We start from the raw sequence: 17,419 nt of genomic DNA, 5'->3' as shown, positions 1-17,419 counted from the left end.
TCTGAGGGCCGGATCTCCTGTGCGACAAGGTTCATCACTAAAAGGTAATTCCGATGAGCGGACTTGTTAGAAATGCAGGGAAAACCTGTTCCGTTAATTCATGTGAACGGCCAGCGCATTGCAAAGGCATGTGCCAGATGCATTATCTGCGACTCTATAAAACCGGATCCCACGAAGCAAAATCACCACTCGATAGATTGAGAAGCAAGTATATGGTTGATGAGTCAACCGGATGCTGGAACTGGCTTGCATACATAAATCCAGACGGCTATGGAATGTTCAAACATAAAGGGATGATGACCCTGGCTCACAAAGCCAGTTATGAACTACTGGTCAAGGATGTTCCTGATGGTTTTGAAATTGATCACACCTGCCATAACCGAAAGTGTGTCAACCCAAAACATCTAAGAGTGGTAACACATACAGTAAATGTTTGGAACCGAGTAAAGCCAGTTAGCTCCACTGGAGTGATGGGTGTATCTCTCAGGGAAAGCGGAAAGTTCAGGGCAAGACTGACAAGAAATGGCGATATCATTTTCCAAAAGGAATTTGAAACATTATCAGAAGCAACGGCTGCGGTTGAAAAAGCACGTTGCGAATTTGAGGGGAAATAATGGACGTCATTGTTGATGGGGTTCCTTATGTCCGCGCCGATAGCGTTTCTCACAATAAAATCGGGATCGCGATAACTACGCATAACAGGCCGCAGGTACTCGCAAATTCACTTGAGCAACATCGTAAACATTTACCTACCGGCGCTGTGGTATTCGTCATCGATGACGGGTCCAACCCTCCAGCAAAAGTGCCGGATTGGTGCAAGTTAATCCGGCACGATAAGTCACTTGGGATTGTCGCATCGAAAAATGCCAGCCTTGAATGCCTTATGGACTCAGGATGCGAACATTTATTTTTGTGGGATGACGATGCGTATGCCATCGCCGACAACTGGCATCTTCCTTACATCGAATCGCCCGAGCCTCACCTTGCGTATCAGTTTCTCGACCTGGCTGGCCCACGCAAACTGAGGGATATCGCCGTTTTGTATCAGGATGAACAGCACATCGCATACACCGGACAGCGCGGGGTGATGCTGTACTACCACCGCAGCGCTATCGAGCGGGTCGGCGGTTTCGATCTGATATATGGGCGCGGCATGTACGAACATGGCGACCTGGCGATGCGCATCCACAACGCGGGTCTGACGACGTGGGCGTTTGCTGATGTAGTTGGCTCTGAAAAGCTGATTCACTCACTTGATGAACATGAAGCGGTTAATCGGAGCGTTTCCCGCGATGACCGGGAGGAACTTGTCAAACGGAATGCAGGCATCCATAACTCCCGCCGTGATAGTGGCTATACCGGCTATGCAGAGTACCGGCGCCAGCGCGATGTAGTGATTACATCGCTGCTGACCAGTCAGCCGGACCCGCAGCGCGGAACGAAGATGGAGCCTGATCCCTCGCTACTGGAAAAATGGGCCAAATCCATCCGTGGCGCTGATAGGGTGGTGCTGGCTGATGAACTGAAGCAGGCGACGCATGGCGCTGAGGTAGTTACGGTTCCCGACGTTGAAATGAGCGTCTATTTTCAGCGTTGGTTGCACATCTATCGCTATCTGAGAGAGCACCCTGAATATCGGTTTGTGTGGTGCACTGACGGTACTGATGTCGAAATGCTGCGTGAGCCGTGGCAGGACATGCAGCCCGGTGTTATCTACGTTGGCTCAGAGGCAAAAACCTACGCTGACGAGTGGATGAGGAAGAGCCACCACGGCACTGCTTACAGTGAATTCATGGAGGCGAACCGGCATAGCACTCTGCTGAACGCCGGGTTGTTAGGCGGTTCACGCGCTGATGTGATGGAGTTTGCGCACCGGGTTATCAGGCTTTATTTCAGTATCGAAAGCAACAGGTTCTGGGGAAAGGAGGCGGCGCCAGCGACACCGTTCGACATGTGCGCCTTCGGCATTGTGGCCCACTCGTTCGGTGATCGTGTCGTGCATGGGCCGGTAGTGAATACGGTATTCAAAACCAGCGGATTTGGTAAGGAGTGTGCGTGGTGGATGCACAAATAGTCATTGTTGGGCACCACGCCCGGCGCAGCCAGGCCGTGGCGCTGGCCTCTTATCTTGACTCTCATCTGCTGGTGGATGAAGGGAACCACGGCGCAAACTGGAATCACCGCCGGGCGCTGGAGTGGGCCGCGCAGCAGAATCGCCGGGTGATAGTGATGGAGGACGATGCCATTCCTGTGCGCTCGTTCTCGGAGCTTGCTGGCGATGTGCTGGAGCGCTTTCCTGGCTCTCTCGTCAGTTTCTATCTTGGTACCAGCAGGCCGCCGCAGTGGCAATCCACCATTGCAGAAAAGCTGTCGTCTGGCTCAGATACTATAACTCTGCCAACCCTGATTCACGGCGTTTGCTATAGCGTCCCACCAGGCGAGATTGCGAGCATTCTGGAGCGTTGGCCGCACCATCTCGCTGCTGATTTTGCTATCGGTCGGGCGTGGGGGCGGGAGGTGGTTTATCTGTCGCAATCGCTGGTTGAACACGCCGACGGCCCCAGTGTTGAGCGCCATCCTGATGGAAAAAACCGGACTGAGGCCCGGCGGGCGTGGGCGCTGGCCGACGTTCTGGAGGAACTATGATTAATACCGACCCCACAAGTCCGGGATTCAATAGCTACGCCAGCGAGGCCGATCTTGCAGCGTTCGCTGATTTGCGTGGCATAGAACTGCCGGATAAAACAGCCCCGTTGCTGATTAAGGCGATGGACTATCTCGAAGGGCTTAACTGGGCAGGACGCCGGGTCAATCCCGCGCAGCCTCTGGCATGGCCTCGCAGAGATGTCTACATCGAAGACCATGAGTTGCCGCACGACAAAATTCCCCGGCAGGTTATCACTGCGCAATGCATGCTTGCGGTCGAGGCCATCGATGGCGAACTGCTGGGCAGCGTGCGCGAGGCTGCGGTTAAAACTGAGCGGGTAGAGGGCGCCATTACCATGACCTACGCCGTGGCTGAGGGCGAGACGTTTACCCCGTCCTATCCTGCCGTTACAGCCCTGCTGGATGGTCTGGCGATTGCCCGGGGATTTGCGATCAACACATTCGCGGAGCGTGCGTAATGGCTATCAACTACCAGCGCATGCGCGACCGCTCCACCAGGATGATAACCGCCAATGGCGTAGAGTTTCAGGCTGTGCGCCCCGGCTCTCTGGAAGTCATCGGCGGCGTGGAGCATGAGCGCCCCGAAACGCCGTACACGGCCACTGGCGTGCGCACAGACTATCAACCGGGTGAAATAGATGGCACGGTCATCAAATCAGGCGATGTGCGGATCGTGTTTACCGCAGAGCAGGAAATTAGCGTTGGTGACCTGGTGGAAATCGACGGTAAGCGGCATCGCGTCGTTGCGCCGAACCCCGTAAAACCGGCCAGGCTGGTGATTTGCTACCGGGCGCAGTTGAGGGCGTAGCACATGGGCGAGAATACAGCGTTCGTGGAGTCAATCACGGCATTCGTGAACCAGGCTAAATCGAACCAGGAGCAGGTGGTGCGTGCCACCAGCATAAAAATCCTGAACCAACTGATTATGATGTCCCCCGTTGGTAACCCTGAGCTATGGCAGGTGAATAAGACGGCGGCGGCCTATAACGTTGCGGTAGCCGAACACAATGAAGGGTTGCGAACTGATCCCGCTAACCTGACCAAAACCGGGCGCCTGAAGAAAAAATCCAGGGTCAACGACAGCATGGATATTAAGGCGCCGCCCGGGTATACCGGCGGCAGATTCCGTGGCAACTGGCAGGTGTCGTTCGATGCCCCAACAGAGGGGGAAACCGGAGTCATCGACAAGCAGGGGCATCTGACCCGCGCAGCCGGTGAGTACCAGCTATCTCTGTTTAAGGTGGGGATGCAGGCGATCTATTTCTGCAATAACGTGCCGTATGCCTACCCGCTGGAAATGGGGCATTCAACCCAGGCGCCAGCGGGAATGGTGCGTATCACCGCCGCCGAGTTTCAGCGGTTTTTTGACGAATCGGCCAGGGAGTTAAAAACGTGATTCCTGATATTTCTGCGGCGCTGGCGGCTCGACTGGGGAGGTGGGCCGATTCGGAGGGGATCCCGGTCGCCTGGGATAATGTCGTCTTTGATCCACCATCGGGCGCACCTTACCTTGCCGTGCATGACATGCCCGCTACGCCGCGAACGCTGGATTTATCGCTAAAGTGCCGGATGTTTCCCGGCGTATATCAGATTAATGTCGTTGTTCCGGCTGGCTCTGGCAGATCCTCTGCTGGCGCGCTGGCCCGCCAGGTTGCCGCGCTCTTTCCTGAAGGTCAGGAACTGGCAGGAGACGGATTTACATGCTGGATAAGTGGTCCCCCTGCCATTTTTGCTGGCATAACCACCGATACCACCTATACCGTGCCCGTCAGCCTGAATTATCGGGCCGACATCGTCAGCTAAACACCAAACCCCACAAACCTCATAACCAACCGGCCGCGAGCCGGTTTTTTTCGTACAGGAGAAAGGCCATGGGCTTTGCCTTACCCAATGGATCGCACGTTTATCTTGCGTCCGAATACGCTGATGCGGTGCCATTTACCGACATCACCAACGCCGAAAACGCCGTGATTACTGTCGCCAGTGCTACCGGCCTGCAGGAAGATGACATTGTTCATATCACCTCTGGCTGGTCCGGAATCAGTGACGTGGTGGCTAAAATCACAGCGGTCGATGGTACGTCCGTCACGCTCGGCAATATTGACACGACCAACGTCAATAAATATCCGGCGGGCAGCGGCGCCGGTTCCATTCGGGTTGTCAGCGAGTGGACCGAGTTACCTCAAATTACCGAGGTTGCTAACGCTGGCGGTGACCAGAACACCACCCAGATCCAGTTTCTGAGTGACGATCGCCAGCGCAATCTGAACACGTTCAAGGCGGCCAGTTCACAAACGTACACCATCGCGCATGATTCCTCGCTCCCTGTTTACCCACTACTGGACAGACTGGACGAAAACGGGGACACCGTGGCCGCGTATATGTACATCCCGAAAGCGAAGGAAAACCGCTACTGGTCCGCCACCGTGTCGTTTAACAAAATCCCGGCAACCGCCGTAAACGAGGTGGAAACGGTGACCGTAGCGCTCCAGCTCCAGTCCCCGGCCATGACGTTCTACAAAATTGCTGATGACGGTAGCACTCCTGGCAGCTAATTGATAACCACCATCGCCCCGAAAGGGGCTTTTTTAGGGACGCATAATGAGCACCAAATTTACGCTACAGCCGAAACCCACGTTTAAAGCAAATGTAAAAATCCCGCGCGCTGGCGCCGAGGATGGCGAACTGACGATCACTTTCAGGCATAAGCCGCTCAAAGAACTGTCCGCGATTGAAAAACTCGACGGAAAAACCGCCGTGGATTTCATGATGGAAATTATCGACGGCTGGGCGCTGCCTGATGAATTCAATGCCGAAAACCTGGAAATCCTGCTGGAAAACTACCCGTCCGCATTAAGAACTATCCCTGAAACCTATTATCGCGAACTGACGGGGAACCGCGAAAAAAACTGATAGCGGTTGCCTCGCAGTTCTATACGCCTGAGACGTCAGCCGAGGAAATGGCGGCGTTTGGTCTGACCGCCGACGATTACGAAGAAGTGATTGTCGAAGTCTGGCCGGATATCTGGCCAGCATTCCTCGTGTTCCAGTCTGCCAGCACGCAGTGGCGTACGGGAATGGCCGGGGTAACCGGGATGGATTACAACGTCCTGCCCTGGTTGATGCGGATTCATGACGTACAGGACGAGGCAACCGCGCTATCGGATATCAGGATCATGGAACGAACCGCGCTAAAAATAATGCATAAGGAGAAAGGGCATGGCTGACATCGCTACCATTTCCCTGCGGGTAAATACAGGTGAGCTTGAGCGTGGTAGTAAAGAACTCGACCGGTTCCAGGAAACAGCGACCCGCGCTGCCGGTAAAGCTGACGACTTGAACTATACGTTCAAAACAGGCATCGACCGGCAGAAGAAGAATGCCGAAAGCCTGCGCCAGCAGAAGCAGGAACTCCAGAATCTCTTGAACAAAATCAGCCCGGTTAACAAAGCTCTCGACGAACTCGATACCATCCAGCAGAGCCTGGCGAAATTTCGCGGAAAGGGACTGGTAGGCGATGAGGATTTCGCGCGCTATAACGGCGTTCTGGACACCACCCGGGCCAAACTGGCACAAGTGATGGAGGCGGAAACGGCGGAGGGGCGCGAGCGACTCGAACAAGCCCGCTCAGCCCAGCGCGCAGCGGCGGCAGGCAGGACGTTTATCGACTCGCTACAGGAACAGGCCAATGCGATCGGCAAGACTCGCAGCGAACTGCTGGAACTGAAAGCGGCGCAACTGGGAGTGTCGCAGCAGGCAGCTCCGATGATTGCGAAACTGCGGGAGCAGGAGAACGCATGGAAAACCGGGGCCATTAGTGCCGGTCAGTACCGGAACGCTATGCGCTATCTGCCGATGCAGATAACCGACATCGTCACATCGCTGGCCTCGGGTATGCCTGTTTACATGGTGGCTATTCAGCAGGGCGGCCAGCTTCGTGATTCGTTCGGCGGCATCGGTAACACGCTGAAGGCGGTTTCCTCGCTGATTACGCCAGCACGTCTGGCTATCGGCGGACTGGCTGGTGCTGTGCTGGTGGCTGCGAAGGCCGGGATCGACTATTTCAACACGTTCGATGAGATAAACCACGCGATCATACGTACTGGTAATATCGCCGGGGTGACGGCGGGGCAGGTCATGGCCGCCGCTCATGATATTGCTGGTGCTACCGGCGCTACGGTGGGAACAGTGCAGGATCTAATGACGCAACTGGTTAGCACTGGAGCGCTGACGCAGCAGCAGCTTGAAAAAGCGGCCAGTTCGACCGCGATGGCCGTACAGACAGGTGTTGTGTCAGCGCAGGAAATCGTAAAAGCTTACGCCGATATCGATAAAGACCCGGTAAAAGCGCTGCAAAACCTGAGCGCCCAATATAACTTCCTCACGGTTGACCAGCTTAAGCACATTGACCAACTGGTGAAACAGAAAGACCAGACCGCCGCTGTAACCCAGGCGATAAATATATTCGGAAACGCCATGGAAGAGAGGGGAAAGCAGGCAAAGGATGCTTTAACCCCTTTTGGTCGGCTTTGGATGGATGTTAAGCGATGGGCTTCTGATGCGATGGAGAGCATCGGGAAGTGGGTGGCTGAACTGGCTGCCAACACCATGAAAGAGTTCAACGCCATTTACTACAGCGTGGCGATTGTCTTTCAGAAGTTGAACCAGATTATTTCGCAATCCGTCGCCAGCGCGATTGATCTTATCCCTGATTGGGCGAAAACAGACACTCTGAAGGGCTGGCAGAGCTATAACGAGCAGATGGCCGGTGCCTACGGTAATAGCGTTTCTCAGCTCAAGAAAGACTGGGACGCTGCCGATAAGAGCGCGGAAAAATACCTCGGTACAGCGAAGAAGGTGCAGCAGAGTACCACCCAGAAAGACCGGGCCGAAGTGGCTGCTTATGGCAAAAAAACACCGAAGGAAAAAGGCATCGGCGCTTCGTCCGGCGACCGGGCTACAGATACCGCCCAGGCCGAACTGCTGGCGCTTCAGGCTCAACTCCGCACACTCCAGCAACACCAGGGGCTGAATGACAAAATAAGCCAGCAGCGCAAGGAACTATGGACCACCGAAGCCAAGTTTCAGGTACTGGAAGATGCCGCGAGCACTCGCAAGCTGTCGAAACAGGAAAAATCCCTGCTTGCGAGCAAAGAGCAGGTTCTGCAACTGGCGCGGCAAAAGGCTATTCTTGGCGACCAGATTACGGCGCAGGAGCAACTGAATAAGCGCATGGACACGGCGCAAAAGTACGTCACTCAAATGGCCGAGAAGCAGCAGGCTCTCGGTGTCGGCTCGGTCATGAGTGACCGCCTGGCACAGCGGGAACTGGCAAAGGCGCAGCTCGCTTCTGGCTGGCAGAATGCCGGTGGTTCCCTGAGCGATGTCGGTTATCAGAAGGAATTAAAGGCCGCCAGTGATTACTATGCGGCGGAAGATGCATTGCGTAGTGACTGGCTGGCCGGGGCCAAAAAAGGCTGGGCAGAGTTCGAAGATAGCGCCACCAACGTCTATTCGCAGGTCCAGGGTATTTCCGCCCAGGCCTTCAGCGGAATGGCGTCCACACTGACCGACTTCTTTACCACCGGAAAGGCTGATTTCAAGGATTTCCTTACCACCTTCCTGAAGGGGATCGCCCAGATGCTGACGCAACTGGCGCTGGTCAACAGCATGAAATCGGCATTTGGCGGGACCGCAGTCGGTAGTTTCTTTGGCATTCAGGCCTGGTCTGGCGGCTATATACCTGAGTTTGCAGTAGGCGGATACACCGGAAATGGTGGGAAGTACCAGCCTAAGGGCGTCGTTCACGGCGGGGAGTTTGTTTTCACCAAAGAGGCAACGGCGGCGATTGGTGTGGAGAATCTCTACGCCATGATGCGCGGCGCCCAGGGGTATGCCGATGGCGGCTATGTCGGAGGTCGGGCGCTCATGTACGGATTGCAGGGGGGAACTGGCGGCGGCGGGGTAAACGTTAATGTTGGTGATGTGGTGATCCAGAACAATCAGCAGCAACAAACATCATCCCAGGGGGATACGACAGCGGCAAACAGACAGTTGCGCTCTGCCATCATTCAGACGGTTACCACCGAAGCAGGGCGGCAGGGAACGCCCCTATGGAAGCTGATTAACAGTAAGGCTCGATAACCCGCTGCGGCGGGTTTCTTTTTATCAGGAGTCAGGATGGCTATCGATACATTTACCTGGCCTACGCAAATTCAGGGTGGTATGCAGGGCGAACTGTCATACACGGCCAGAACGGCAGCATTTGGCGATGGGTACGAACAGATTGCCGGTGACGGCATTCACCCCGAAACGCAGTCCTGGCCGATTACTATGATCGGCCGCCGGGCGGAAATGCTGAAGGTGCTGACGTTCATGCGCGGCCACTTCATTCGCTCCTTCATCTGGACATCACCGATCGGGGAGGTCGGCCTCTACCGGGTGGTGACCGACTCAGTGAAGGCAACGCCACTGTCGAGCAACGTATTAACTATCAACGCGACATTTAAACAGGCATATGCACCATGATAACCGCAGATTTTCAGAGCCTCGAGCCCGGCAACAAGATCCGGCTGTTCGAAGTGGACGGTAGTTCGTTTGGGCTGGATGATGTTTTGCGCTTCCATGCCTGCAACATCCCTCATACGCCGGAGGAAATCGCGGCGGCCGGTGGCGACGAGTCAAAACTACCGGCTAAATCGATCTGGTGGCAGGGGAACGAATACGGCGCATGGCCGTGTCAGATAGAGGGGATGGAGACATCGACCGACGGCAGCGCCGCGCAACCTACGTTATCCGTTGCCAACCTTGACGGTTCGATCACTGCGCTGTGTCTGGCCTACGACGACCTGCTGCAGGCGAAAGTGACAATTCACGATACTTTCTCCCATTACCTGGACGCGCGTAATTTTCCCGATGGTAATGACTCATCCGATCCCACCCAGGAGGTTAAGCGGGTTTTCTATATCGACAGTAAAAATAGCGAAACAAACGAGGTAGTCGCGTTCACACTTTCCAGCCCGATGGACCTACAGGGCCTCATGATACCGACGCGCCAGCTTCATTCGCTATGCACCTGGTGCATTCGCGGTCAGTACCGCAGCGGAGACGGCTGTGATTATGCCGGTACCCGGTATTTCGACAAGCACAATAACCCGGTTGATGATCCATCGCTCGACGAGTGCAATGGCACGCTGAGCGCCTGCAAACTCCGGTACGGAGAGAGCAATGAACTTTCGTTCGGCGGCTTCCCAGGAACGAGCTTAATCCGGAGTTGATGATATGCGTGATAAAACCATAGCGGATATCATGACCCACGCCGCCGCCGAGCATCCGCGCGAGGCATGTGGCTTGGTGGCGCAAAAAGGGCGCGTAGAGCGCTATTTCCCGTGCCGTAATCTTGCCTCTGACCCTACGGAACAATTCCACCTGGCGCCGGAGGATTACGCCTCTGTAGAGGACTGGGGGACGATTACTGGCATAGTGCACAGTCACCCGGATGCCACCACTCAGCCCAGTCAGTTGGATATGGCTCAGTGTGATGCAACGGAGCTACCCTGGCACATTGTCAGTTGGCCGGAGGGTGACATTCGTACTATTCAGCCACGCGGCGAACTTCCGCTTATCGGCCGCCCGTTCGTACTGGGCCACACTGATTGCTGGGGGCTGATTATGAGCTACTTCCGGCAGGAGCATGGGATAGAACTGCGGGATTACCGCGTCGATTACCCGTGGTGGGAGTCCGGCGCCGAAAATCTCTACCTCGATAACTGGTATGAATGCGGCTTCCGGGAGTTTTCCGGACAGCCGCGCCCGGGTGACATGGTCATCATGCAGGTATCGGCACCGGTCGCTAACCATGCCGGCATCCTGTTGGAAGGGAATATGCTGTTACACCACCTGTACGGGCATTTAAGCCAACGCACGCCGTATGGTGGGTACTGGCGGGAGCGAACCGTAAAAGCGGTGCGGCATAAAGAACTTTTCTCTGCCTGATTCAGACGGGAACGTTTTCTCACCCACAAAACCAAAGGCCCAGATCGTTGCAAGCGATGCTGGGCCTTTTGCTTTCCACCGTTACCGTTGCTAACGAGGAACATGTGATAGATTTTAGCAAACTGATGCGGGAGTTGCGACTAATGATTAAGCAATTACCAAACTGGAAATTTATCCTGCTCTGGCTTGTGGCGATTACCGCCGCACTTGGGTATTTCATCGGGCAGGTGCGATGGTGGTAGCCCGCGCTGTAACCACCCTCGGTGATTGCAGGTTGCCACTATGTATCGTAGACTTCTTGCAGGGCAACAGTCCTCTGGAGGGGTCATGAGCAGAATTTTTACAGCAAACTTTGATGGAGTCGATGTTAGATTTGTTAACATTGGCGATGATGTCTTTGTTTCACAAGGTGACTTCGTTCAGGCGGTGAGGAAATGCATGACTGATGACATGAAGCATCTTGCTGATATGATTGTGTCAGGCGGGGTGAAAATCATGGGGGATGGGCTGGATAGTCGCCAAGCGGGAGGATGTAGAGAAACAGCTTGCCGGAGCGCTGCTGGCGTTCTGATAACGAGTATTCACCACCTACCGAACCCGCTTAACTGCGGGTTTTGTTGTTTTCCCCGTATTTGATAGGATTACTCTGAATACCATCAATGGGGATATGGAAGTGAAAAAAGTCATAATTGTTCTTATTCTTCTGGCTGCCGGTTTGGGTATTACCTATCTTAAAGATAGCGCACCACATTCTGATGTAGCGGAATCAGGCGAAGAAAAAGATACAAAGGTTAAAGATCGGTATGCAATTACCTATTGCTGGGAACAATACGAGAGAAAATCTCTGACCGATGAAGAAAAACGGTTTATCGCCGGTTCCTGCGAAAAAATGGAAGCTAAATTTGAAGACAAATACGGTACAAAACCCTGAGAAAGAACGATTTCCTTTTCATAATTAGCTTACAACCCGCTTCGGCGGGTTTTTTTATGGAGAAAGTATGGCTGCATTAACCTATGAACCAATGCGCACGATACGTCTTTATGGCGTACTCGGTACCACGTTTGGGCGCGAGCACCGGCTCGCCGTAGCGTCGCCACGCGAAGCTATCCGCGCGCTGTGCGTCATCATTCCGGGGTTTGAGCGCTTCCTTAATACCAGCAAACAGCGCGGGCTGACATATGCAGTATTCAGCGGCCGCCGGAATTTGGTACAGGACGAGCTGGAAATGGATAAGGGCGATCAGGACATCCGGATCGCGCCGGTCGTTATTGGGAGTAAGCGTGGCGGCCTGCTGCAAACGATTCTTGGTTCTGTGCTGGTCGCTGTTGGTGTGGCTATAGGGTATTTCTCAGCTGGTACGCTTTCGACCGTTGGCTATGGCATTGCCCAGTTCGGTGCCGCGATGGCGATCGGCGGTGTTGTCCAGATGCTTTCCCCGCAGACTACCGGACTTGCCAGTAAACAGGATCCGGATAACCGGGCTTCGTATGCATTCGGCAGCGTGACCAATACAGCGGCACAGGGGTATCCGGTAGGGTGTTTGTATGGTCGGCGACGAATAGGCGGGGCTATTATTTCGGCGGGTATTTATGTCGAAGATGAGCAGTAAGTTAACTAACCAATTGCCGAAAGGCGGGAGCTTATTATGACTTTAGAACAACGAATTGAAGCACTGGAGCGGGAAGTGTCTGAGTTAAAGCAGCAGGCACGGGAATCAAACGAACTGGTTACGGTAGTGCAGCATGCGACGCAGGCTGCCGCACATGACCTTCAGCAAATAGTGGCCCAGCAGCAGGCCACAAAAAAATATAGAGCAGCAATGAGTATTACTGTTGATCCATTAGTCTGATGTTTTTCACGATGTCTTGCATGATATCGCTATCAATGGCTGATAACTCATCAGTAATTACTTTTCTCTTCTCCGGCATGTGGGCAAGAATACACATTAGGACATTCTTTATAGCCACAATTTCAAGCGCTGTATGAGTTGGGATTTCTGGTGACATCGTGAATCCGAAATTAACAAATTTTTTATCCATTTCTAATCCTTAATCAGAGGTAATCAGCCATCCCTCCTTTTGCTGTGTGCGCCCATGTGTCGGCATGGGCGGGCTGAGTCCTTACCTTATCCAGGGATACCTAAAAGCAACATCCTGATATTCAAACAGTGGCCACCCATGCGGTGGCCTTTTTTATGGGCGCAATATGGCTACAGCAACTGCTATCAAAGGCCGCAAAGGTGGCGGATCAAAACAGCGCACACCGGTTGAACAGCCGGACGATCTCCAGTCCGTAGCAAAAGCAAAAATTCTCCTGGCGCTGGGTGAGGGTGAATTTGCTGGCGCGTTGACGGCACAGGATATTTACCTTGACGGGACGCCGCTACAAAACGCGGATGGCTCTGATAATTTCGGTGGGGTAGCTTGGGAGTTTCGTGCTGGTACGCAGGCACAAAATTACATCCAGGGGATACCCGGCACAGAGAACGAAATAAACGTCGGTACTGAGATATCAAGTGTTACTGCATGGACGCATACATTTACGAATACCCAGCTATCTGCGGTGCGGCTGCGCCTCAAATGGCCGAGCCTGTTTAAACAGGAGGATTCCGGGGATCTGGTTGGTTACTCCATCAACTATGCCGTCGATTTGCAGACCGATGGCGGTACCTGGCAGACGGTGCTGAATACATCCGTAACAGGCAAAACCACATCCGGTTATGAGCGTAGTCACCGTATCGATTTGCCGCAGGCTGGCAGCACCTGGACTATTCGCGTTCGCAAAATCACGGCAGATGCCAACAGCGCCAAAATCGGCGATAAAATGTCCCTGGAGAGCTACACCGAGGTTATCGACGCGAAGCTGCGCTATCCGAACACTGCATTGCTATACGTCGAATTCGACTCCAGCCAGTTCAACGGCTCCATTCCTCAGATTTCGTGCGAGCCGCGCGGGCGTGTAATCCGGGTGCCGGATACCTATGACCCGGAAACCAGAACATATAGCGGAACCTGGACCGGTAATTTTAAATGGGCGTGGACTGATAACCCCGCCTGGGTTTTTTACGATCTTGTTGTGTCTGGCCGGTTCGGCCTGGGTAATCGCCTCACTGCTGCAAACATCGATAAATGGATGCTTTACCAGGTGGCGCAGTACTGCGATCAGATGGTGCCGGATGGGAAGGGCGGTAGCGGCACAGAGCCGCGCTATACCTGCAATGTGTACATTCAGGACCGCAACGAGGCATATACCGTTCTGCGCGATTTCGCCGCGATATTTCGCGGCATGACGTACTGGGGCGGCGATCAGATCGTCTGTCTTGCTGACATGCCGCGTGATGTTGATTTCTGCTATACCGCAGCGAACGTTATTGATGGCCGCTTTACATACTCCAGCAGCACGACAAAAAGCCGCTATACCACGGCGCTGGTTTCCTGGTCAGATCCGGCGAATGCCTATGCAGATGCCATGGAACCGGTATTCGAGCAGGATCTGGTACGCCGGTACGGTTTCAACCAGCTCGAAGTTACGGCTATCGGGTGTACGCGCCAGTCAGAAGCGAACAGGAAAGGACGCTGGGGGGTTCTGACGAACAATAAAGATCGGGTGGTGACGTTTGATGTGGGCCTCGATGGGAACATCCCGCAGCCGGGCTATATCATCGCCGTATCAGATCGCAACCTGTCCGGAAAAGACCTAGGTGGACGCGTATCCTCGGTCAATGGCCGGTCAATTACCCTGGACAGGGCGCCGACGGCGGGCAATGGCGATCGACTGTTAATCAACCTGCCCAGCGGTGTATCTCAGGCGCGCACGATTCAGGTCGTATCCGACAACGTTGTAACGGTAACTACTGCCTATAGTGAAACTCCGGCCAATGGCGCTGTGTGGGTGATTGAGTCGGATGCTTTGTATGCGCAGCAATATCGCGTCGTGACTGTCACCGATAACGATGACAACACTTACACGATTACCGCCGCATATCATGACCCTGACAAATACGCCCGCATCGATACCGGCGCGATTATTGACGAGCGACCGATCAGCGTTATTCCCCCGGGTAACCAGTCGCCCCCGGCAAACATCGCCATCGGTAGCTATTCGGTCGTGAGCCAGTGTATCAGCCTTGAAACGATGACTGTCACCTGGGACAAGGCCGACAATGCTATCGCATACGAGGCTCAGTGGCGCCGGAACGACGGCAACTGGGTGAACGTGCCGCGCAGTTCTACAACGTCGTTCGAGGTTCCCTCTATCTACGCCGGGCGTTACCTGGCGCGCGTGCGGGCGATTAATGCCGCTGAAATATCGTCAGGATGGGGATACTCGGAAGAGAAGACGCTGACCGGGAAAGTAGGCAACCCGCCGAAGCCGGTCGGCTTTCGTGCCTCCGAGGACGTCGTGATGGGTATCGAACTGAACTGGGGATTTCCGCCCAACACCGCGGATACGCTGAAAACTGAAATTCAGTACAGCTATACCAGTTCAGATGAAGATGCGATGCTGCTGACCGATGTCCCGTACCCGCAGGCTCGCTACCAGATGATGGGGCTACAATTCGGCCAGGTGTTCTGGTTCCGGGCGCAACTGGTGGATAAAACCGGGAATGAATCAGGCTATACCGATTGGGTTCGCGGCCAGTCCAGCGCCGATGCCTCTGACATCCTGGATGTTATCGGCGATGACATAATGACGACAGAAACCGGCCAGCAACTGGTAGAGCAGATCAACACCAACACCGACGCGATTATCTCCAACGCTCTGGCGAACGACGCAGATATCCAGCGCTGGCGAAAACAGGCCGGTAAAGCCTGGGCCGAAATACTGGAAATCCGCACTGTGCAGGCGACAGACCAAAAGGCCTTTGCAGAATATCAGCAGCTTGTTACGGCGCAGTTCAACGATACCAACGCTGCTGTGCAGACGACAGCATCAGCGCTGGCCGATCTGGATGGTAACCTGTCGGCGCAATATAACGTTAAAGTCGGCGTTACCTCCGGCGGTGTTTACTATGCAGCGGGGATGGGGATCGGTGTTGAGAGCACTCCCAGCGGAATGCAGACGCAGGTTGTATTCCTGGCCGATCGTTTTGCTGTTATGTCTGATGTAAACGGCACGCCAAAAACGTTTTTTGCGATTCAGTCCGGCCAAACCGTCATTGCAAATGCATTTATTGGTGATGGCACGATTACTAACGCAAAAATCGGTAGCTATATTCAGTCGAATAACTACGTAGCTGGGAAAACAGGATGGAAGCTGGATAAAAATGGAACGTTTGAAAATTATGGTAGCGACTCATCCGGCGCAATGAAGCAGACTAATACCAATATTTCGGTTCGTGATGCTAACGGAAGATTGCGTGTCCAGGTTGGTAAAATCACAGGAGCTTGGTAATGGCTTGGGGTATTCAAACATGGGATGCAAATGGTAATGCCAATAACTATGGGATAAATCCCGTTAACGTTGTTGGCACATTTCGTCTTAATAAAAATCAAATCACCGGGGATTATAAATTTACGGTCCCGCTTGGCTGTAAACTTGATGTAATGCCAGTGAGCCTGAATTTTGCATTTGATACAACTGCGCGCCGCCGGTTCGTGATCAGTGGCGGAACGGTCAGCGTCAAGGATGGTGCTGGATATTATGGCGTTGATGCGGATCAGGCTTCGGAGGTTTTTTGTCTGGTAATTGCTGTGAGAGTGTAAGTGATGAGTTTTGGAGCATACCTAACAACAGTAGACGGCGGGGTGTTTGTCACCCCTGATTCTATGCCTCTTTCCCTAATCGAAAAGAAAACCCTTGCAAATGGTACGTTTGAGGTTGCTGTTAACTATGACGCAACTCGCCCAATGATTCCATTCATCACCCACAACCGGGCAGCACCAGAAACAAACACCGCATCCACAGCCATCACTGCTTCGCTGGATAATGGCGTTTGCACGCTAAGCGCGTACTATTTGGGTGTCGAGGGCGGAACTATAGATGCGTATTTTTTTTCTGTTGAGCCTCAGACACCACCAGAATGGGGAATGGCAATCTGGGATTCTAACGGGGTTTGTATATTGACTAATGAAACAAAGGTATTAACTGATGTTGAGGCTATCGGAGATCCTTCTAATGAAAATAATAGTGGGACAAAGCTTGATGTAACTAAATCTGGGAAATGGGCCGTAATGCCACGAATGGTAGGTTATATTATTGGCATGGCCGGATCAGCCCAGCCGATACCATTTCAAACAATACAAACATCAATGGCGTACTACTCAGGAGGCAATACAAGAATAAAAGCCGTTGTAGGCATATCACCAGGTTCCGGGTTACTTAACCCAGGTTATATTAATTACCGAAACAGATATTTAATTACTGACGTTTCCCGCTATTAAACAAGATTGATCGATGAAAACGATCAATCTTGGCCCATTGATCTACCAAACCAATTGGATGAATTCGTGCCTGGCTGTTAATTTCGTATGAAATAACAGAATAAGGAACTACCGTGAGAGCGATTATTTTATCTCTGGTGATTTTTGCTGCTGGTTGCTCGTCGCTTGTAGAGCAACAGACGCCGGTATGCGATGCGGTCGCGATGATTGGCGGCCAGCACACGACTGTGCACATTTACGGCGTCCGCAGCGTGGCGAACCAGACGCAATACAAGGCTGGCTACCCATTTAACTGGCGATGGGTGAGCAGGGGTAATTTTGTCAGTTCGACATGCCAGAAGTAACCGAATTCTGACCCGCTACGGCGGGTTTT

Annotated in this window: 24 protein-coding genes; 23 read left to right on the top strand and 1 reads right to left on the bottom strand. The window is 53.5% G+C overall.

All coding sequences use genetic code 11. From position 1 onward, the window contains the following. Positions 1 to 53: 53 nt before the first annotated feature. The 19 genes from SCU88_RS14495 (at position 54) to SCU88_RS14405 (ending at position 12,512) form a co-directional block, all read left to right on the top strand. Positions 54 to 614 (top strand): HNH endonuclease signature motif containing protein, encoded by a 561-nt coding sequence (locus tag SCU88_RS14495; RefSeq protein WP_175341789.1) that lies wholly within the window; start codon positions 54 to 56, stop codon positions 612 to 614. After that, positions 614 to 2,074 carry a glycosyltransferase family 2 protein gene (locus tag SCU88_RS14490; protein WP_175341788.1) on the top strand — a complete coding sequence of 487 codons (1,461 nt, stop codon included), beginning with the start codon at positions 614 to 616 and terminating at the stop codon, positions 2,072 to 2,074. The genes SCU88_RS14495 and SCU88_RS14490 overlap by 1 nt, the downstream gene beginning before the upstream one ends. Continuing rightward, complete coding sequence (locus SCU88_RS14485) at positions 2,056 to 2,646, top strand: hypothetical protein (protein ID WP_175341787.1); 591 nt, start codon at positions 2,056 to 2,058, stop codon at positions 2,644 to 2,646. Before SCU88_RS14490 ends, SCU88_RS14485 begins: the two co-directional genes overlap by 19 nt. After that, positions 2,643 to 3,125 (top strand): DnaT-like ssDNA-binding protein, encoded by a 483-nt coding sequence (locus SCU88_RS14480; RefSeq protein WP_175341786.1) that lies wholly within the window; start codon positions 2,643 to 2,645, stop codon positions 3,123 to 3,125. The genes SCU88_RS14485 and SCU88_RS14480 overlap by 4 nt, the downstream gene beginning before the upstream one ends. Next, positions 3,125 to 3,475 (top strand): hypothetical protein, encoded by a 351-nt coding sequence (locus tag SCU88_RS14475; protein ID WP_175341785.1) that lies wholly within the window; start codon positions 3,125 to 3,127, stop codon positions 3,473 to 3,475. Before SCU88_RS14480 ends, SCU88_RS14475 begins: the two co-directional genes overlap by 1 nt. Before the next feature lie 3 nt (positions 3,476 to 3,478). Further along, the gene (locus SCU88_RS14470; RefSeq protein WP_175341784.1) at positions 3,479 to 4,063 is read left to right on the top strand and encodes a hypothetical protein; all 585 of its coding nucleotides are present in this window, start codon (positions 3,479 to 3,481) and stop codon (positions 4,061 to 4,063) included. Then, positions 4,060 to 4,470, top strand: a complete 411-nt coding sequence (locus SCU88_RS14465) for a phage tail terminator-like protein (protein WP_175341783.1) — start codon at positions 4,060 to 4,062, stop codon at positions 4,468 to 4,470. The genes SCU88_RS14470 and SCU88_RS14465 overlap by 4 nt, the downstream gene beginning before the upstream one ends. 68 nt (positions 4,471 to 4,538) lie before the next feature. Beyond that, positions 4,539 to 5,222, top strand: coding sequence for a phage tail protein (locus SCU88_RS14460; RefSeq protein WP_175341782.1), 684 nt, complete (start codon positions 4,539 to 4,541; stop codon positions 5,220 to 5,222). 46 nt (positions 5,223 to 5,268) lie between these two features. Next, on the top strand, positions 5,269 to 5,580 hold the full coding sequence (locus SCU88_RS14455) for a phage tail assembly chaperone (protein ID WP_175341781.1): 312 nt from the start codon (positions 5,269 to 5,271) through the stop codon (positions 5,578 to 5,580). A 47-nt stretch (positions 5,581 to 5,627) separates the two neighbouring features. Then, a complete protein-coding gene (locus tag SCU88_RS14450; RefSeq protein ID WP_175341780.1) occupies positions 5,628 to 5,894 on the top strand; it encodes a DUF1799 domain-containing protein in 267 nt (88 codons plus the stop codon). Then, a complete protein-coding gene (locus SCU88_RS14445) occupies positions 5,887 to 8,811 on the top strand; it encodes a phage tail tape measure protein (protein ID WP_175341779.1) in 2,925 nt (974 codons plus the stop codon). The genes SCU88_RS14450 and SCU88_RS14445 overlap by 8 nt, the downstream gene beginning before the upstream one ends. Before the next feature lie 36 nt (positions 8,812 to 8,847). Continuing rightward, positions 8,848 to 9,195, top strand: a complete 348-nt coding sequence (locus SCU88_RS14440) for a phage tail protein (RefSeq protein ID WP_175341778.1) — start codon at positions 8,848 to 8,850, stop codon at positions 9,193 to 9,195. Beyond that, positions 9,192 to 9,944, top strand: coding sequence for a phage minor tail protein L (locus SCU88_RS14435; protein WP_175341777.1), 753 nt, complete (start codon positions 9,192 to 9,194; stop codon positions 9,942 to 9,944). Before SCU88_RS14440 ends, SCU88_RS14435 begins: the two co-directional genes overlap by 4 nt. Positions 9,945 to 9,948: 4 nt before the next feature. Further along, on the top strand, positions 9,949 to 10,662 hold the full coding sequence (locus SCU88_RS14430) for an NlpC/P60 family protein (RefSeq protein WP_175341776.1): 714 nt from the start codon (positions 9,949 to 9,951) through the stop codon (positions 10,660 to 10,662). Between the two features lie 47 nt (positions 10,663 to 10,709). Continuing rightward, the gene (locus SCU88_RS14425) at positions 10,710 to 10,904 is read left to right on the top strand and encodes a hypothetical protein (RefSeq protein ID WP_175341707.1); all 195 of its coding nucleotides are present in this window, start codon (positions 10,710 to 10,712) and stop codon (positions 10,902 to 10,904) included. An 85-nt stretch (positions 10,905 to 10,989) separates the two neighbouring features. Further along, on the top strand, positions 10,990 to 11,298 hold the full coding sequence (locus SCU88_RS14420; RefSeq protein WP_175341775.1) for a hypothetical protein: 309 nt from the start codon (positions 10,990 to 10,992) through the stop codon (positions 11,296 to 11,298). 31 nt (positions 11,299 to 11,329) lie between these two features. Next, entirely contained in the window at positions 11,330 to 11,593 is a 264-nt protein-coding gene (locus tag SCU88_RS14415; protein ID WP_175341774.1) for a hypothetical protein, read from the top strand. A 67-nt stretch (positions 11,594 to 11,660) separates the two neighbouring features. Further along, positions 11,661 to 12,272 carry a tail assembly protein gene (locus SCU88_RS14410; RefSeq protein WP_175341773.1) on the top strand — a complete coding sequence of 204 codons (612 nt, stop codon included), beginning with the start codon at positions 11,661 to 11,663 and terminating at the stop codon, positions 12,270 to 12,272. 36 nt (positions 12,273 to 12,308) lie between these two features. Further along, positions 12,309 to 12,512: a hypothetical protein gene (locus SCU88_RS14405; protein WP_175341772.1), complete on the top strand. Its 204-nt coding sequence runs from the start codon at positions 12,309 to 12,311 to the stop codon at positions 12,510 to 12,512. Here SCU88_RS14405 and SCU88_RS14400 read toward each other — a convergent pair. After that, complete coding sequence (locus SCU88_RS14400; RefSeq protein WP_175341771.1) at positions 12,490 to 12,702, bottom strand: hypothetical protein; 213 nt, start codon at positions 12,700 to 12,702, stop codon at positions 12,490 to 12,492. The two genes, SCU88_RS14405 and SCU88_RS14400, sit on opposite strands and share 23 nt — an antisense overlap. 166 nt (positions 12,703 to 12,868) lie before the next feature. Here SCU88_RS14400 and SCU88_RS14395 point away from each other — a divergent pair, with 166 nt between their 5' ends. The 4 genes from SCU88_RS14395 to cor all read left to right on the top strand — a co-directional run bounded on the left by SCU88_RS14395 (position 12,869) and on the right by cor (position 17,390). Then, positions 12,869 to 16,057: a TipJ family phage tail tip protein gene (locus SCU88_RS14395; protein WP_175341770.1), complete on the top strand. Its 3,189-nt coding sequence runs from the start codon at positions 12,869 to 12,871 to the stop codon at positions 16,055 to 16,057. Beyond that, positions 16,057 to 16,368 carry a hypothetical protein gene (locus SCU88_RS14390; RefSeq protein WP_175341769.1) on the top strand — a complete coding sequence of 104 codons (312 nt, stop codon included), beginning with the start codon at positions 16,057 to 16,059 and terminating at the stop codon, positions 16,366 to 16,368. The genes SCU88_RS14395 and SCU88_RS14390 overlap by 1 nt, the downstream gene beginning before the upstream one ends. A gap of 3 nt (positions 16,369 to 16,371) precedes the next feature. After that, entirely contained in the window at positions 16,372 to 17,046 is a 675-nt protein-coding gene (locus SCU88_RS14385; protein ID WP_175341768.1) for a hypothetical protein, read from the top strand. 113 nt (positions 17,047 to 17,159) lie between these two features. Further along, positions 17,160 to 17,390 carry a phage exclusion lipoprotein Cor gene (cor, locus tag SCU88_RS14380; RefSeq protein WP_175341767.1) on the top strand — a complete coding sequence of 77 codons (231 nt, stop codon included), beginning with the start codon at positions 17,160 to 17,162 and terminating at the stop codon, positions 17,388 to 17,390. The last annotated feature ends 29 nt before the right edge of the window (positions 17,391 to 17,419 follow it).

Source organism: Jejuibacter sp. L23, assembly GCF_050815825.1.
Taxonomy (GTDB): domain Bacteria; phylum Pseudomonadota; class Gammaproteobacteria; order Enterobacterales; family Enterobacteriaceae; genus Jejubacter; species Jejubacter calystegiae.
The sequence above is the reverse complement of the archived record's forward strand: the minus strand, read 5'-3'. Positions and strand labels throughout refer to the sequence as shown.

Bases quoted from the DNA above. Each gene is read 5' to 3' on its own strand.
- SCU88_RS14445 (WP_175341779.1), top strand. From the start codon at position 5,887: ATGGCTGACATCGCTACCATTTCCCTGCGGGTAAATACAGGTGAGCTT.
- SCU88_RS14390 (WP_175341769.1), top strand. From the start codon at position 16,057: ATGGCTTGGGGTATTCAAACATGGGATGCAAATGGTAATGCCAATAAC.
- SCU88_RS14450 (WP_175341780.1), top strand. From the start codon at position 5,628: ATGGCGGCGTTTGGTCTGACCGCCGACGATTACGAAGAAGTGATTGTC.
- SCU88_RS14435 (WP_175341777.1), top strand. From the start codon at position 9,192: ATGATAACCGCAGATTTTCAGAGCCTCGAGCCCGGCAACAAGATCCGG.
- SCU88_RS14405 (WP_175341772.1), top strand. From the start codon at position 12,309: ATGACTTTAGAACAACGAATTGAAGCACTGGAGCGGGAAGTGTCTGAG.
- SCU88_RS14430 (WP_175341776.1), top strand. From the start codon at position 9,949: ATGCGTGATAAAACCATAGCGGATATCATGACCCACGCCGCCGCCGAG.
- SCU88_RS14455 (WP_175341781.1), top strand. From the start codon at position 5,269: ATGAGCACCAAATTTACGCTACAGCCGAAACCCACGTTTAAAGCAAAT.
- SCU88_RS14470 (WP_175341784.1), top strand. From the start codon at position 3,479: ATGGGCGAGAATACAGCGTTCGTGGAGTCAATCACGGCATTCGTGAAC.
- SCU88_RS14400 (WP_175341771.1), bottom strand. From the start codon at position 12,702: ATGGATAAAAAATTTGTTAATTTCGGATTCACGATGTCACCAGAAATC.
- SCU88_RS14395 (WP_175341770.1), top strand. From the start codon at position 12,869: ATGGCTACAGCAACTGCTATCAAAGGCCGCAAAGGTGGCGGATCAAAA.
- SCU88_RS14385 (WP_175341768.1), top strand. From the start codon at position 16,372: ATGAGTTTTGGAGCATACCTAACAACAGTAGACGGCGGGGTGTTTGTC.
- SCU88_RS14480 (WP_175341786.1), top strand. From the start codon at position 2,643: ATGATTAATACCGACCCCACAAGTCCGGGATTCAATAGCTACGCCAGC.
- SCU88_RS14475 (WP_175341785.1), top strand. From the start codon at position 3,125: ATGGCTATCAACTACCAGCGCATGCGCGACCGCTCCACCAGGATGATA.
- SCU88_RS14490 (WP_175341788.1), top strand. From the start codon at position 614: ATGGACGTCATTGTTGATGGGGTTCCTTATGTCCGCGCCGATAGCGTT.
- SCU88_RS14410 (WP_175341773.1), top strand. From the start codon at position 11,661: ATGGCTGCATTAACCTATGAACCAATGCGCACGATACGTCTTTATGGC.
- SCU88_RS14495 (WP_175341789.1), top strand. From the start codon at position 54: ATGAGCGGACTTGTTAGAAATGCAGGGAAAACCTGTTCCGTTAATTCA.
- SCU88_RS14460 (WP_175341782.1), top strand. From the start codon at position 4,539: ATGGGCTTTGCCTTACCCAATGGATCGCACGTTTATCTTGCGTCCGAA.
- SCU88_RS14420 (WP_175341775.1), top strand. From the start codon at position 10,990: ATGAGCAGAATTTTTACAGCAAACTTTGATGGAGTCGATGTTAGATTT.
- SCU88_RS14440 (WP_175341778.1), top strand. From the start codon at position 8,848: ATGGCTATCGATACATTTACCTGGCCTACGCAAATTCAGGGTGGTATG.
- SCU88_RS14415 (WP_175341774.1), top strand. From the start codon at position 11,330: ATGGAAGTGAAAAAAGTCATAATTGTTCTTATTCTTCTGGCTGCCGGT.